Raw genomic sequence first — 15,367 nt, 5'->3', positions numbered from 1 at the left:
CAAAGAGAAAACACTTATGGAACCTTTATTATTAATCCCACTTATTGTTTTACTTTTTCTATACATTAAAGAAAAAAAATCCCATCAAACAAACATCAAACTCGCCAAATTAAGAGAAGAAGAATTAAAGTCGATACAAGAACTAGCTATCAAAGAAGCTGAATCAAAAAATAAAATACTAAACGCAGAGAATGATGACCTAAAGTCAAATATCGAGAAACTTAGTAAATACCAATCCATCGCTGACATCGACGAAGAAATAAAAAAGAAAATAACTGAATCGCAAGCAATCATCGACAGAAACAAAACACATGCACAAAACATTGAAAATAGCGCTAAATCAGCAGCAGAAAGCACTATTCAAAATGCAAACATCAAAGCTACAGAACTTAGAAACAAGGCAAACGCACTACTTAACAGTGCGCGTACCGAATCAGAAACCATAGCCAATTCGGCAAAAGAAAACGCAGAACAAATACTAAAAACAGCTAGAACTAACGCAGCCGAACTTCGCAACAAAGCAGATCAAGCGCTTAACGCTGCCAATAACCAAGCAGCAGAAATCACACTAAGAGCGCAAAACAACGCGACAAGCATCGCTGGCGATGCTTATACAGCACTAGAGCGAAGCAAAGAAATCCAAGCCACAGTCACCGCTATGGAAAATGTAATAAAAGGCTACGGCATCAAATACCTCAAACCCACACAAAGCCTACTTGATGATTTAGCTGATGGATTTAGCCATACTGACGCAGGATTGCAGCTAACCGCAGCCAGAAAAAACAGTAAATTACTCACCGAGACGGGCAAGGCTGCCCTGTGTGACTATGTCGAAGTCAATCGAAGCCAAACCGCAATAGCATTCGTAACCGATGCATTTAACGGCAAAGTAGATTCAATTTTAGCCACCATCAAAGCAGAAAACATCGGGAAACTAGAGCAACAAATTCATGACGCATATAGTCTGGTGAATCATCTAGGCAAAGCATTCAGAGACGCCCGAATTACACCTGCCTACCTAGAGTCTCGATTACAAGAACTTAAATTAGCCGCCACAGTAGTAGCATTGCGCGATCAAGAGCGTGAAGAACAGCGCCAAATCAAAGAACAAATCCGCGAAGAAGAAAAAGCCCGTCGCGAATATGAGCGCGCAATTAAAGATGCAGCCAAAGAAGAAGAAAATATTCGCAAGGCCATGGAAAAAACAGCAGCGCAAATTGCCAAGGCCACCGATGAACAACGCACAGAATTCGAACTTAAATTGGCAGAGCTACAAGAAAAACTCACCGAGGCAGAAGCTAAAAATCAACGCGCACTCTCGATGGCACAACAAACCCGTGCTGGACACGTTTATGTCATTTCAAATATTGGTTCATTTGGCGAAACCGTTTTCAAAATCGGCATGACCCGTCGACTCGAGCCAATGGACCGCGTTAAAGAACTAGGTGATGCATCCGTTCCGTTTACTTTTGATGTTCATGCCATGATGTATAGCGACGACGCCCCTGGTCTTGAGCGTGAGCTACATCGCCGTTTCAACCTGCAGCGAATGAATATGGTGAATTTCCGTAAGGAGTTTTTCTGCGTCGATTTACAACAAATCAAAAGCAGCATCACAGAACTTACTGGAGGTGATTTACTAAAAGAAGCGCCTCACTTCACTCTGACCGCGGCCGCACATGAATACCGCGAAACGCAAGCTATCAAACACATGAACCAAGAAGAGCGTAATCAGCATCTCGCACGACTTTTAAAGCTAGAGACGCTCACTCCACTAGAAGAACTTAGCGAAGAAATCGAATAGTAAAGAAACAACCAACACAAACCGCCTTCTGGCGGTTTTTTTTCGCCATTATGTTTAGCTTGCTAAATATTTATTGACACTAAAACTTTAGCACACTAAAGTTACCACATCACCCCAGCGCAGCGGTGCTGATGTGGGTGTTCAGCCAGTAATCAAACCTCCCCGCTGCGCTTTTTTGGATGTCCACCATGCGTTCAGCAACAGACACTCTGCGCGACATTGCCGGCGGCGAATTGGTCGAGGATCTCGGCGAAGTCATCCGCGAGCTCAACACCGCCATTTCACTCGTCGACAATGGCAAAGGCGGCAGCATCACCGTCAAAATCAACATCAAACCCGCAGGCCGTCAATCTGGCGCGATGCGTGTGGGTTATGACATCAAGCTCAGCAAGCCAAGCCAACCACGCCGCGAATCGATCATGTTTGGCACGCCCGAAGGCGACCTACTCGCCACCGATCCAACGCAACGCCAGCTCGATCTACGTGACATCAACGCGACCAGCCCAACTACCGTGCGCGATCTGGGTACCACCACCCAAACCACCGTTAAACAAGTCGCATAACCCAAGGAAAAACCATGCCAGTCGAACAAATCGAAGCCGAACTCGTCAGCCAACCCAGCTCTGTTGCACAAATCTTAAAAGCCGCCCAAAAGCCGTTTCAAGAAAACGTTGAATTAGACGCTTATCGTGAAGGGTATCGCCCTGTAGTCTTTATCCCAAATGGCTACAAAGCCGAATACCCCGACTTTGAAAAACACCTAGACACCCCTCTACGCAAAACTGCCACCGTGCGCCTGGATGATGCCGAATCATTTGTCTGGTACCTAAAAGAACACGGCGAAGCCCACCGCACCCGCACTTATCTGCAAGCCGATTACGCCGCAGGCAAAGTTAACTTCACCGCGCTAATCAACGACCACCAAAGCGGCTACACCGAGCAAAACTGGCGCGACCATAAAGCCCTATTCACCCCGGCAAATTCGGTGGAATGGAAAAAGTGGACAAGCCGCAACTGCGACGTCATGAGCCAAACCGAGTTCGCCATCTTCCTCGAAGACAACCTCGCCAATATCTGCCTGATCGACGGCCTACCCACCGCCACCGACATGATGGAAATGGTGCTCAACTTTGAAGCCACCAACGAAAAACGCTTCAAATCCGCCGCGCGCCTGCAATCAGGCGGCATCAACTTTGAATACATCGACCAAGAAGACTCCGTCACTAGCAGCAAGATGAAAGTGTTTGAGCGCTTCGCCATCGCCATTCCAGTTTTTGTACAGCCGATTGCTGCTTCGGATGAAATCGTTGCCTACCGCATCGATTGCCGCCTGAAATACCGCATTCGAGACGGCAAATTGGTGCTTTGGTTTGAACTGGTCCGCGAAGACAAAGTGCTAGAGGCCGCCGCCAAAGACATCGTCGCGCAAATCAAAAACGACAGCGGCTTCCCGCTCATCGCAGGCGATCCTTTCGCTCGCTAATCCACCCATTCCCAACGTCCAGCCGTTTGTTAACAGACGGCTTGGCGATGTGAATCAAAACAAGGACAGCATCATGCATACGCTCACAGTTGAATTAATCGACAGCACTGACGACTATTTTGTTTTGCGCACTTGGCGGCTACGCGGATGGCGCATTACCCACAAAACGGGTGATCGCTATCAAGCCACCCAAACCATCAAGGTGGCAGCATGAAACCTCAAATCATCATTGGCCTTACGGGCAAAGCAGGCGCAGGCAAAGACACCGTTGCCGATTACCTCGTAACGCAAAAATTCACCAAAATTGCTTACGCTGATCGACTGCGTGACGACGTGTGCTTTGCCTGGGGCATCGCGCCCGAGCTACTCACCGAGCGCAGCACCAAAGAAATCCCTCAAACCGCGCTCGCGATATCGGGCTGCCAAGACAGCCGCTTCTTGCAACACATTTTGATCGTGCTAGCGGGTGATGATCGCTCGCAGTGGGAAATCGAAGCGCGCATGCCGCGTGCACCGCGCTGGATTATGCAGCGCTGGGGCGACTACCGCCGCGCCCTCTTTGGCGCCGACTATTTCTTAATCGAGCTCGCCAACAAAATCGCCGAAATCGACGGCCACATCGTGGTCTCTGATGTGCGCTTTGATAACGAAGCCCAGCAACTCAATCAACTTGGCGCATGGCTATGGCAAATCCAACGCCCCAATCTCACCGCCGTAACCCACCACGCCAGCGAACAAGGCATCAAATCAGGCTGGATCGACTGCGACATCAACAACAGCGGCACCATCGACCACTTAATCGAAAACGCCGCAGATAAATTGACACTGGCGATTTTTGGGGAGAAGGCAGCATGAAAGAAGTTATTTTTCTTAGTGGCGAAGCACATCCACTGGCGATTGGCAACAATGACCGCCGCTTTTCCGTCGCAGACAATACCCTCGACGATAACGCCACCCGCACAAAACTAAAGCTACTCATCACAAAGCGAGAAGACTCCCCGCCATCCCGCTACACCTCTGACGTAGAAAGCGACGGCGGTGAGATATGAGCTCAAGCAATGCAACTATCATCGCTGCGCTACGCATATTGGCCTGTGAAATTCAATCGGGCGATGGCGTAGCAAACTCCGTAATCAGCGAAGCTGCAGATCGAATTGGCAAACTTGAAATAGAGATAAGCACAGTTGGTCGAATAGCCTCAGATGAGGCCACATTCAACGATGCAATCCTAGCCAGAATCAGATCGCTAAAAAATCAACTACGTAGCGCCTGGACTAAAACCGCCGAACAAGGCCCTGACGACGAATGCGCGGTACTCATGGCGCTCAGTGAAAACGAAGTTTGGAGCGGCTTTCGCCTCGACGGCCAGTGGCACTTCATCAACGGCGACCCATGCTGCGAAGTCCCAACGCATTGGATGCATCTGCCACGCCACCCGCTGGATATCGCACCATGAAAATCAATTTAAAAACCAACAACCCTGCAGCAGCAATTACCAGTGCAAAACGGGTGCAATCGGTACTTGACCGCATCGACGGCGAATTGGTCATCACCACTGACCACAACGCCATCGTGACGAGTGAATACACCCAAGCGAATAACTTTTTCGCCAACGCCGCCAAGTACGGCATGCTCGTAAAAGCGACTGGCGAAGGCACTCAAAAACGCCACGTTTGGCGCAAAACAGGCGAATTCCCTGAGTTTATCGCCCCCGAAATCAGCGAAAGCAAACGCCTTCAGCTCGAAAACCAAGGCCGTGGCCGTGGTGCAAAACGCACTAAACCCGACACCGACAGCCAGCGCCAAGTCGCTACGTATTCCAGCGCCAAACAGCGCGCCAACGCAGCAAAAAGCAGCGTAAAACAAGGCGACGGCTCGGTATTAAAACCAAAATTCAACCACGCCATCAGCCCCGCGAACGAACCAAAAACCTACGTCTATTACGACCGCTACCAGCCCAGTCGCCTAGGGATCATGAACGAAATCGAAGACAAAGGCGGCTACCAACACCACATGCACCAGCCTCAATCAACTGGGCGCGTATTTAGTAACAAGGGGAGATACTAAAGATGGCTCGCCAAACCACTCTACAAAACTGGGCGCGCGCGGAATTTGGCGACGACGCCCCCACGATCAACACGCTAACACGCTGGGCGCGAGAAGGCTGGATCACGCCGCTACCGACTAAAATCGGCCGCACTTGGTTTGTCATTCCGCAAGCGCAATATCGCCCACCGTCACAAAACCACAGCGAACCCGCTGCAAAAGCAATACGCAGCGGCAATCGCCTCATTAACCGCATTCCACAATAAAGCACATCATGGCCCGCAATCGTTCACTCGCTAATCGCCACCTTCCCGTCAATCTGTATTGCCGCGATGGATATTACGCTTGGCGCGATCCACGCACTGGCACCGAGTACGGTTTAGGCCGCGATAAACGCGAAGCCATCAGTCAAGCCATCGAAGCCAACAGCCATGTCGCCCAACCCAGCGCAAGGCTGATCGACCGACTTTCGGGCAAGCACAATCAAACCTTTGGCGCATGGCTAGAGCGCTACGACGCCATTTTGATCAATCGCGGCCTGCGCCCCAATAGCCTATCGAGCGTCAAATCTTATCTGGCACTGGCCAAAGTCACATGGGCCAGCCGCCAAATCGCCGAAATCAGTACCATGGAAGTCGCCGATCTATTGCAAACATGGGTCGATAAAGATCAAAAGCGCATGGCGCAGCACGTTCGCAGCCGCCTTGTTGATTGCTTTCGCGAAGCGATGGCCGCAGGCTGGATCACGCAAAACCCCGCCGACATCACCAAAGTGTACGGCGTCAAAACCAAACGCTCGCGCCTATCGCTCGAGCAATTCCAAGCCATTTACGCTTGGTCAATCAGCCCCGAATGCCGCTGGACGTGGCTACCGCGTCTCTTGATGCTGGCGATCCTATCGGGCCAACGCCGCGAAGACCTATCCAAGCTCAGCCTGAGCGATGTTAAAGACGGCAAACTATGGGTGAAGCAAAGCAAAACGGGCAGCCCAGTCGCGCTCAGTCTCAAGTTATCACTGGACGACTTCCCCGGCTTCACGCTCGGGCGCGTCATTGACGAGAGCCGCAAACTCTACGACACCACATCACTCATCCACCACGAAAGCAATGTCGGCAACGCTCCAAGCGGCTCAAAAATCAACCTACGCACGCTCAGCCTCGCATTTACTTACGCACGCGAAGCAGCAGGCATCATCGATGAAAACCCACCCACACTGCACGAAATCCGCAGCCTGTCAGGTCGGCTGTACGAGAAGCAATACGGCAAAGACTTCGCCCAAGCCCTATGGGGCCACAAAACCGCCCACACCAGCGCCATGTACTTAGACGCACGCGGCTCAGAGTGGGTCGTGGTTGAGCCTATCTAAGGCTGGGATGCGGAAAAATTGATTGATCGATTCTTTTTCATCTAACCACACTGTCCAAGACAGATTTAGCAACAAGCCAGAATGGTTTCCGATATGATTCTTACATCAATCAAACGGAGTCTGCTTTTATGGGTAATGATCTGATCGACAAGGCAGGAAATTTTAAAACTTGGAAAGACACTCACCAATGGGATTCATGCCTTCTCAAGCGAGAAGAATATGGGAAATTTCTCATTGACTATTTAATTGAGGAAAAAGGTGGTTATGTTCTGAATATTGACTCTGAGTGGGGCTCTGGTAAAACGGAAATGCTTAAGCGTTTATATGTAGAAGCGATGGCTCGGCGCAACCCATCTGTATATATTAATGCATGGATTAGTGATTTTAGTAATGCCCCCTTGCAAGTTGTTTCTAGCGAATTGGTTACTCAACTATCTGAACTCAATGAAGTTTCTGGTGATTATTTTGACAAAGTTAAAGGGGTGTTGGGGAAATTTTTAAAACACGCAGCTATTCACGCAGCAGGGGTGCTAGCAGCTAAACTGGGCGGAGAAGCATCTGATGGCAAAGATCTTGCAAAAGACCTTTTTGACAAAGAGCCAAAAGATTTCTTAAATGCACTTACCAATGATTACAACGATCAAATTGCGGCAATTGAATCAATCAAAAATGAGTTGGAAGCTCTTGGCGAAACCTTAAAAACCAATTCGAAATGCATGCTGCCAATATTTATTTTTGTTGACGAGCTTGATCGCTGCAGGCCAAGTTATGCAGTAGAGCTTTTGGAGTCAATAAAACATTTCTTTAACGTGCCTGGCTTTGTGTTTGTTGTGGCAACAGATACCGAGCAAATTAAACATGCCATTAAGGTAATTTACGGGAATGGCTTCGACTCAGAAAAATACCTAAGAAGGTTTTTTGATCGAATCGCAAGTTTGCCCGCACCAAGTATGACCGACTATATCAATTCGAAGGTCATTAATAATGAAACATCAAATCATTTCAAATTATATCCGAGTAATCTGAAAACAACCATTACGCAGCTTGCAATAGTCTATGAACTCACTTTGCGAGATGTGGACCAGCTTTTTACAAGGCTATCTAGTTGTTTAAGGGCTAAAAAACAAACAACTCCCAAAGGCTATCCAATCAATGTTATTTCATTGGTTTCATTATTAATTGAGTTTTCAAACCATAAAGAAATTTATGATCTTCGCATAGGCAACACAGGAGGGAAAAGTATCCAAGCATTGGATTTTTTCATTAATAAAAAAATCAACGAAGAATCTGCACGTACCGTAATTGCAGATGCGCTTAGTTGTGAGGAAAAAATTAATGCTACAAATGATTTAGGAATTAATCATCCACGATTCAATGAAAATTTCCAGCTACAACATCAAAGAAAAAATGAATTGATATATAAAGAACTTGCTAATTACTCTAAAAAAAAGAACGACAATCAGATTGAATTGAATATTCAGGACTACCGAAATTTAGTTGAATTGTCATCATCACTAAAATAGTTGTCGACATAAGCAATGCCAATACGCATTGCTTAAGTACTGCCATTAAAGCATACGACTTTTTCTTGCAAACACTTACGCAAGGGCGCCTTGCTGCCTTAGATGACATACCAACATGGTGTAACGGAAAGGACCAAGGAAAGCTACGATTGGTGGCTTTGATTCAAAATCATCAATCAAATCTTTTCCATGCCATTTAGGAGTTATTTCGGAGGATTTAGAAAAACGAAAAACAAAACCTATTAAATCAAAGACTTAAAATTGCGTTACTTATGAATATTGTAAGAAGCAACTCGCAATATATTTTTGCTTTTTAATGGCATCGCAGCACCCTCCTCAAAATCCCAATGTCAACACTGAATCGAGCAAGCTTAGCACAGCCTTAGACGCTACAACGGGATTGCAGTTCACCATCGTCAGCAAAAATAAAAGGGCCATCGGCCCTTTTATTTTTAATACTGCCACCATCCTTACCTTATTCCAAGGATGTACCCGCTTCCGCTTGCAATATGCCGCATAGCAAACGGCTCAGTGCCGGATAAAACGCCACTTGCGTTGCGATCGTTTGGCATTTCTCGCTAAACATCGGCACCCAGCGCAGCAAAGACGCCACCATCTCTTGCTCGTCCTGCGCTTTGCCCGCCATGGCCAGCCATGACAATAACTCCAGTTGAATCGCCAAATGATCGGCCGCTTCAGGATAATTACTATCTAAGCCAAGGCCATAGAACTCAAGCTTTTCACGCATGGCTTTTTCTTCTGGACCAAACAGCGTTTTATGCTCCCCGACATAACAAGAAGCATATGGCAAAGCACTGCTTTTAACGTCCAACAGAAAACACATGGTGTAATCGGCCGCTAATTCAAGTTGAGCATCGGGCAGATCACGTAAAACATTGATCGACTCTTGCATCTGCTTCACTTCAGCCGCAAATCCCGCTTGCGCCAACACATCAAATAGCGGCTCAGCAGCACCGGAAAACCAAGTTTGTAGCTGCGCCTCATTCAACTCACGCGCAAAGAGCGTGGCAAACCAAGCGTACAATGCCGCGCGTTGATCGGCGGGTGCCGCTTCTGCTTGTTCCGATGTTACTGTGCTTGCATTCATTTCGGCATTACCTCAGTTGGGCCACCAAACGCAGTCACTGCGGGGGCTTTACCTTTGTATTTTTCAACTTCGACCACGCAGGTATTAGCACTAATCGCTTGTGCCAAACTGGACGAGCCAATATCTGGCGTCATGGTATTGGGATCACCATAGGTATCAAGCGCACCAATTTCTGAGCCAGTTGGGCCATACCATGCCCCTTCTTGCAAACGTACCACGCCTTTCGGGTAATCACTAGAAACATGCGCACCCACCAAAGCTTGGCCACGATCGTTAAACACCCGAACCAAATCACCATGCTTAATGCCACGCTGACGCGCGTCTTCAGGGCTCATAAATAATGGCTCGCGACCTTGAATGGCATACGTGGCCCGCATTGGTTCCGAGTCACACATTTGCGAATGCAAGCGTTTATCCGGGTGAGCCGACTGCATCCACAATGGGTAGCGTTTTGAATTCGGACCACCGTGCGAGCGCTCGCTTTTTTCCATCCACACCGGATGCCCCGGGCAATCGGCGTAATTATAGCTGGCGATTTTGCGGCTAAAGATTTCAATAAAGCCCGATGGCGTACCCAAAGCATTGAGTTCCGCGTCTTCACGGAAATCGGCATGGCGCACCCACGGTTTACCCGCTGGGAATAATACAAATCCTTTAGCCCAGAATTCTTTAAACGGTGGCATTGGGAATTTACTACCGTTTTCTTTACGACAGTTTTCGTACAAGAATTCCAGCCATTGCATTTCATCCATACTGCGGCTGTATTCTTTATCGCGACCAAAGCGCTGCGTTAAGCCACGGAAAATTTCAAAGTCCGTTTTAGAACTAAACAGTGGATCAACCAGTTTTTGCATCGCAATCACACCTCGCCCGCTGTATGAACCATACGCATCAATGTCATTACGCTCAAATTGCGTACACGCTGGTAACACGATGTCGGCAAAACGGCAGGTTGCAGTCCAGGTGTAATCCACCGCCACCACCGTTTCGAGGCGATGGAAGGCTTTTTTCATCTTGTTACGGTCTTGTTGACGATGCCATTGATTGCAACCGCTATACACCGCCATTTTATACGGTGGCAATTTAACTTTTTGGCCGTTGTAATCAATCACCTTACCGGGTTCTAGCAATGCGTCGATGGCTCGAGCGCACGGAATCATTGGGCTATAGCCTTTGTAATCGGTGTTGGTGTATTTCGGTTTTTTACCCGGGTCTAAATTCAAAGGGAAAGAACCTGGCATCGCAGCGCCCGAAGACGGTACGCCAATCGAGCTATAGTGATGGGCATAACTAATCCCGCCACCTGGCAAACCAATTTGTCCCAACATCGCCGCCAATACCGCGCCCATCCAATACGGTTGCTCACCATGCTGCTGACGCTGCACCGCCCAGCCAAAAATCAGCTGCGTGCGACCGCTGGCCATCAAGCGCGCCAATTCACGGATTTGCTGCGCTTTTACGCCGCAAATCTTCTCGGCCCATTCAGGGGTTTTGGCGGTTTTGTCTGCGCCTTGACCCAATAAATAAGGCAAGAATTTTTCAAACCCGAGGGTATACGTATCAAGGAATTGCTGGTCATGCAGTTTCTCGGTATACAGCGTATGCGCCAAACCCATCATCAAGGCCACATCCGTCAATGGATTGACGTATTGCTTTTCGCAGCCTAGATAGTTTTGCGTTTTGCTTTTCACCGGATCAATGCTGATCACGCGAATTTCTTTTTTGGCGATCTTGTTTTTCAATTGCTCAAGGTAGGCGAACGATTCATGCGTTTCGCAATTCCAACCCACTTGCAAGTTTTTAACCGGATCGCTGGCCCAAAAGATAACGGTTTTACTTTCTTTAAGGATAATTTCCCACGAAGTGCCTTGTGAATACACTTCAGTCGAGCCCAATACGTAAGGCAAGATCACCTGCCCTGCGCCTGTTGAGTAATCACCGGCAGTCGAAATGGTATGCCCGTGCATATTCATGGCCCGCAACATGTGATTGCCGCAGGTATGAAATTGCCCTGTCTGGCGCCAACCCACTAAACCAGTGTGCATTGCCCACGGGCCATAGCTGGTTTGCACCCGCTCTAATTCCGAATAAAACAGATCTAAAGCTTGGTCCCAAGTCACACGTACAAAGCGATTGTCACCGCGTTGGGTGGTATCACTTTTATGACCATTCTTAAGCCAATCTAAACGCACCATTGGATAACGAATCCGCGATGGGCTGTAGATCAAACCAATAATGCCTTGGATCATTTCGGTCGGGTATTTATCAAATTCAAAGGCTTTGATTTCAACCACTTTGCCACCGGCAACTCGGGCACGAATCGCGCCCCAGTGTGAACCAGTGATTTTCCAATCGGTGCCACTGCCAGTGACAGCAGCCGCTTTGGCCTCGCTTTCGCGAGAGAGTAATAAACTAGGGCTTACTAACGCAGCCACTGAGGCTAGCGACAAACCCTTTAAAAATACACGGCGTGAGTTCTGAGTCATGAGCTTATTCAATTAGTGGCTAGGTTTTTTAAAATCAGACGAATTATTTTGTAGGTACTTCAGTACTAAGCCTTGGGTATCTTTATCCATGCTAGTAAAGCCGACCATCCCACCAAATAACCCCGGCCAGGTATTTGCATCAAAATGCGCTTCGTCCGGCTGCTTATGGCAAACACTGCAGCTATTTTTGTAACTGTCTTTGGCCACTAACCAGATAGGATCGGTGCTGGCCACCACTTCGCCCTTCTTGATCCAGAACGTGGCGGACGATTTTTGCCAAATCAAACCGGTATTTGGATCTTCTTTACTTTCTTGCACTTTCACCAATTGCTTGTCTTGCGCAACGGTTTTTTCTAGCGTGGCAACGGTAATGTTTTTAGCAAAATGGCCATACCAAACTCGGCCAAAACCTTTGCTCTTACGCCAAGCCGAAACTTCAACTTGCTGCGCATCGCCTTTCTCTTGCAATACTTTAACTGGCGCACCAACTTCCAACTTACCCGCCACCTTGCTCATGGCTTCATCCAAGTACAATTCACGCGGATAGACATTAAAGTAAGTGCCACCGACTTTAACGCTCTCATTGCCTGCAGCTTGAATCAAGCCATCAAATGCTGGATTACGGGTGTCGGTTTTTGCTGGTTTTTTGTGCGCAATCCCTTGATGACAATCGACACAACTTTGATTACGCTCGGCCGCACCGCGCATGGCTTCACGCGACGTTTCGCGCATTTTTTCAAAGTCCATGCTGTTGTAATCATGGCAAGTACGGCATTCTTTTGAGCCATTGGCTTTAAAACGATCCCACTCGTTTTGCGCTAAGCGAGCACGATTGGCTTCAAATTTTTCTGGTGTATCGATTTTGCCGGTTAGGTGCGACCAAACCTCAACACTGGCTTGAATCTTGCGGGCCATTTTGTCGGTAAAATCATGCGGCACATGGCAATCAGAGCACTGCGCCCGCACGCCAGAGCGATTGCTCCAGTGCACCGTTTCTTTGAGTTCTTCTTGGTTTTGATGCATGGTGTGGCAGCTAACACAGAATTCTTCCGTATTGGTCGCAGCCATACCTGCGTTAAAGCCTTGCCACGCTAAAATACCGGCGATAAAACCCACCGTTACCAGAACACCAAGACCAATCTTGGCCGCTGGTTTGCAAAATAGATTTCGCAACCAGATCCATATTTTTTTCATAAACAAATCCAATTCATCAAAACAAAAAAGCGAGATAACAATCTCGCTTTACGCGCCCGGCAAGCCGATTAAAAAAATCTGCAATAAGCGCACAATCAAACCATACGTGGCAATCGCACCAAACATCGCAATTGGCAAGCCTACAAATGCCAATAACAAAAGCTTTTTCCATTCGCTTTTTCGTGTTTTCTCTGTTGTTATTTCAGTCATTATTACCACTATCCAATGCTTCAATTAAAACCAATGCCCACCGCGATACACAGCAAACCCATATATATATACTTATAATTATCTACGATCCAATTCATTATTTCAGTTAACTTTTACCCACAAATACATAGGTATATATGCATACCTGCTATTAACAAATACCACAACGGGTAAAGCGCCAGCCAAGCAACCACACGGCCACTACATTAAAGTCGACCCAGAAAACAAATTAGCAGTCATGAATTTGAACTACATAGACAAAACAAGACAGCAGCATGAAATCCTGCCAATCTATTTAAAATAGCGCGCCAAGCAAAATACAATATTGACTTCAATCAAATGGAAACTCAGCGTCAATATTCTGAAAGAACTCAACAATAAAATCCAGACATTGTGTTACGCAATAACCCAACAAAAACAAGCACTCACACTACATCTAGCGAAAAATTCGAAAATACATCTCGTCAATTATTGTTAATATTTACATCAATACTTACCGATAGCATTTAATAAAGAAATAGACGTAATCGCGGCTACGTTTAATCAACATCACCCTACATCACCCAGTGTATGCGCTACACCCTACCGATCTTAAAATCAGCTACGTTTAAAAAAACTGCAATGCAAATTGCAATCCATACCGATGCCAGTGTAAGCAATAATTCATTTCAAGATGAATACACGCGGTTAACTTACAATTAAAATTGCAATTGATGTGCATTATTGCCATTGATCAGAGTAATTTATCCGCTTCGATTATTGATTTAATTCTGCGACACTCAAATACCTGATTGACTTTAAATAAAAGCTCACCGAATGAATTGGATTGACATCTTACAAGCCCAAGCAATTAGCTATGCGCCCAAATTATTATCTGCACTGATTGCGCTTTTTATTGGCTGGAAACTGATTGGCGTTGCTAGTCAGCTATTAGAAAAAATGCTGACGCGTAGCAATGTCGAAACCACACTCAAGCATTTCTTAGGTAGTTTGGCCAATGTGGCATTAAAAGCACTGCTACTGATTAGTGCGGCATCAATGATCGGCATTGAAACCACGTCATTTATTGCGATTTTAGGTGCGGCAGGTTTAGCCATTGGCTTGGCACTGCAAGGCAGTTTGAGTAATTTTGCCGGTGGTGTACTGATTTTATTGTTTAAACCCTTTAAAGCCGGTGATTATATTGAGGCACAAGGCCAAGCCGGCACGGTGGAAGGCATTCAAATTTTCACTACGCTTTTACGCACACCCGACAATAAACTCATCGTCATTCCCAACGGGCCATTAGCCAATGGCAATCTCACCAATTACTCCGCTATGCCGACCCGTCGCGTCGATTTTGTTTTTGGTGTGGGTTATGACGATGATATCGATCACACCCGCGCAGTGATTTTATCGGTACTCAATCAAGATTGCCGCATTCACTCCGACCCCGCCCCATTGGTCGTGGTGGCTTCACTTGGCGAAAGCTCAGTGAATTTCACCGTTCGTGTTTGGACCAATAGCGAAGATTACTGGCCGGTGTTTTTTGATACGACCGAAAAAGTCAAAAAAGCCTTTGATGCGGCCAAGATCTCGATTCCTTATCCACAACGCACCGTGCATCATATTCAGCATATTGAAAAATAAACGGCGGCCAATCAGCGCGCTCGGCTCATGACGGCGTGACAGGCAATAAAAAACCGGCAATGCCGGTTTTTTATTGCGCTGCAGTTTAGCGTGGCTCAGCCCACTGCTCGTATTCGGGCAAATCGACAAAATTCAGCCACGGCACATCGTGCGACGTCCAGATGTGCTGGCTAGCACGCAAACTTGGGTCGTCATCTAAAGTGGCCACACGTAGCACCCACATTGGTTTACCAACCTTTTTAGCCAATAGATGGCTGCCGCATTGCGAGCAAAAATACCGCACCTTATCCGCAGAGGACGCATATTCACTCAGCTTTGCCTCGCCACTAAGCCAACGAAATTGCTCAGGGCGCACGCCTGCGGCTGAATTAAATGCCGCCGCATGCGTTTTACGGCAAGTCTGACAATGGCAGTGCGAAATGGGCGTCGCCAATTCATCCACTGCATAACGCACTGTTTTGCACGCACAAGACCCTTGTAAGCTCATATCCATTCACCTTTATCAATCATCCACAGCG

Annotated in this window: 17 protein-coding genes; 12 read left to right on the top strand and 5 right to left on the bottom strand. The window is 47.3% G+C overall.

Annotated features, from left to right (window positions below):
- Positions 1-16 precede the first annotated feature (16 nt).
- The 11 genes from HQN60_RS12520 to HQN60_RS12470 all read left to right on the top strand — a co-directional run bounded on the left by HQN60_RS12520 (position 17) and on the right by HQN60_RS12470 (position 8,222).
- Entirely contained in the window at positions 17-1,804 is a 1,788-nt protein-coding gene (locus HQN60_RS12520) for an SNIPE associated domain-containing protein (RefSeq protein ID WP_173533964.1), read from the top strand.
- 188 nt (positions 1,805-1,992) lie between these two features.
- A complete protein-coding gene (locus HQN60_RS12515; protein ID WP_173533963.1) occupies positions 1,993-2,367 on the top strand; it encodes a YfdP family phage-associated protein in 375 nt (124 codons plus the stop codon).
- Between the two features lie 14 nt (positions 2,368-2,381).
- A complete protein-coding gene (locus HQN60_RS12510) occupies positions 2,382-3,287 on the top strand; it encodes a DUF2303 family protein (RefSeq protein ID WP_173533962.1) in 906 nt (301 codons plus the stop codon).
- Positions 3,288-3,360: 73 nt separating this feature from the next.
- On the top strand, positions 3,361-3,501 hold the full coding sequence (locus HQN60_RS12505) for a hypothetical protein (RefSeq protein WP_173533961.1): 141 nt from the start codon (positions 3,361-3,363) through the stop codon (positions 3,499-3,501).
- Positions 3,498-4,142: a deoxynucleotide monophosphate kinase family protein gene (locus HQN60_RS12500; protein WP_173533960.1), complete on the top strand. Its 645-nt coding sequence runs from the start codon at positions 3,498-3,500 to the stop codon at positions 4,140-4,142. The genes HQN60_RS12505 and HQN60_RS12500 overlap by 4 nt, the downstream gene beginning before the upstream one ends.
- Entirely contained in the window at positions 4,139-4,336 is a 198-nt protein-coding gene (locus tag HQN60_RS12495) for a hypothetical protein (RefSeq protein ID WP_173533959.1), read from the top strand. Before HQN60_RS12500 ends, HQN60_RS12495 begins: the two co-directional genes overlap by 4 nt.
- On the top strand, positions 4,333-4,743 hold the full coding sequence (locus HQN60_RS12490) for a DUF551 domain-containing protein (RefSeq protein WP_173533958.1): 411 nt from the start codon (positions 4,333-4,335) through the stop codon (positions 4,741-4,743). The genes HQN60_RS12495 and HQN60_RS12490 overlap by 4 nt, the downstream gene beginning before the upstream one ends.
- On the top strand, positions 4,740-5,354 hold the full coding sequence (locus HQN60_RS12485; RefSeq protein ID WP_173533957.1) for a hypothetical protein: 615 nt from the start codon (positions 4,740-4,742) through the stop codon (positions 5,352-5,354). Before HQN60_RS12490 ends, HQN60_RS12485 begins: the two co-directional genes overlap by 4 nt.
- 2 nt (positions 5,355-5,356) lie before the next feature.
- Positions 5,357-5,599, top strand: a complete 243-nt coding sequence (locus HQN60_RS12480) for an excisionase (protein ID WP_173533956.1) — start codon at positions 5,357-5,359, stop codon at positions 5,597-5,599.
- Between the two features lie 8 nt (positions 5,600-5,607).
- Positions 5,608-6,699, top strand: coding sequence for a phage integrase Arm DNA-binding domain-containing protein (locus HQN60_RS12475; RefSeq protein WP_173533955.1), 1,092 nt, complete (start codon positions 5,608-5,610; stop codon positions 6,697-6,699).
- A gap of 128 nt (positions 6,700-6,827) precedes the next feature.
- On the top strand, positions 6,828-8,222 hold the full coding sequence (locus HQN60_RS12470; protein ID WP_173533954.1) for a KAP family P-loop NTPase fold protein: 1,395 nt from the start codon (positions 6,828-6,830) through the stop codon (positions 8,220-8,222).
- A gap of 475 nt (positions 8,223-8,697) precedes the next feature.
- On the opposite strand, the gene torD is transcribed toward HQN60_RS12470, so the two are convergent.
- The 4 genes from torD to HQN60_RS12450 are packed head-to-tail and all read right to left on the bottom strand — an operon-like array spanning position 8,698 to position 13,220.
- Positions 8,698-9,330, bottom strand: coding sequence for a molecular chaperone TorD (gene torD, locus HQN60_RS12465; RefSeq protein WP_173533953.1), 633 nt, complete (start codon positions 9,328-9,330; stop codon positions 8,698-8,700).
- Positions 9,327-11,816: a trimethylamine-N-oxide reductase TorA gene (gene torA, locus HQN60_RS12460; RefSeq protein ID WP_173533952.1), complete on the bottom strand. Its 2,490-nt coding sequence runs from the start codon at positions 11,814-11,816 to the stop codon at positions 9,327-9,329. The genes torD and torA overlap by 4 nt, the downstream gene beginning before the upstream one ends.
- A 12-nt stretch (positions 11,817-11,828) precedes the next feature.
- Entirely contained in the window at positions 11,829-13,010 is a 1,182-nt protein-coding gene (gene torC, locus HQN60_RS12455; RefSeq protein ID WP_173533951.1) for a pentaheme c-type cytochrome TorC, read from the bottom strand.
- 48 nt (positions 13,011-13,058) lie between these two features.
- Entirely contained in the window at positions 13,059-13,220 is a 162-nt protein-coding gene (locus HQN60_RS12450; RefSeq protein ID WP_173533950.1) for a nitrate/trimethylamine N-oxide reductase NapE/TorE, read from the bottom strand.
- Positions 13,221-14,036: 816 nt separating this feature from the next.
- Between HQN60_RS12450 and HQN60_RS12445 the strand changes: the two genes are divergently transcribed.
- A complete protein-coding gene (locus HQN60_RS12445; RefSeq protein WP_173533949.1) occupies positions 14,037-14,849 on the top strand; it encodes a mechanosensitive ion channel family protein in 813 nt (270 codons plus the stop codon).
- An 85-nt stretch (positions 14,850-14,934) separates the two neighbouring features.
- Here the strand turns inward: HQN60_RS12445 and HQN60_RS12440 are convergent, their stop codons facing one another.
- A complete protein-coding gene (locus HQN60_RS12440) occupies positions 14,935-15,336 on the bottom strand; it encodes a GFA family protein (protein WP_217390136.1) in 402 nt (133 codons plus the stop codon).
- Positions 15,337-15,367: the final 31 nt, after the last annotated feature.

The organism is Deefgea piscis (genome assembly GCF_013284055.1).
In the GTDB taxonomy this organism is placed as follows: domain Bacteria; phylum Pseudomonadota; class Gammaproteobacteria; order Burkholderiales; family Chitinibacteraceae; genus Deefgea; species Deefgea piscis.
The sequence above is the reverse complement of the archived record's forward strand: the minus strand, read 5'-3'. Positions and strand labels throughout refer to the sequence as shown.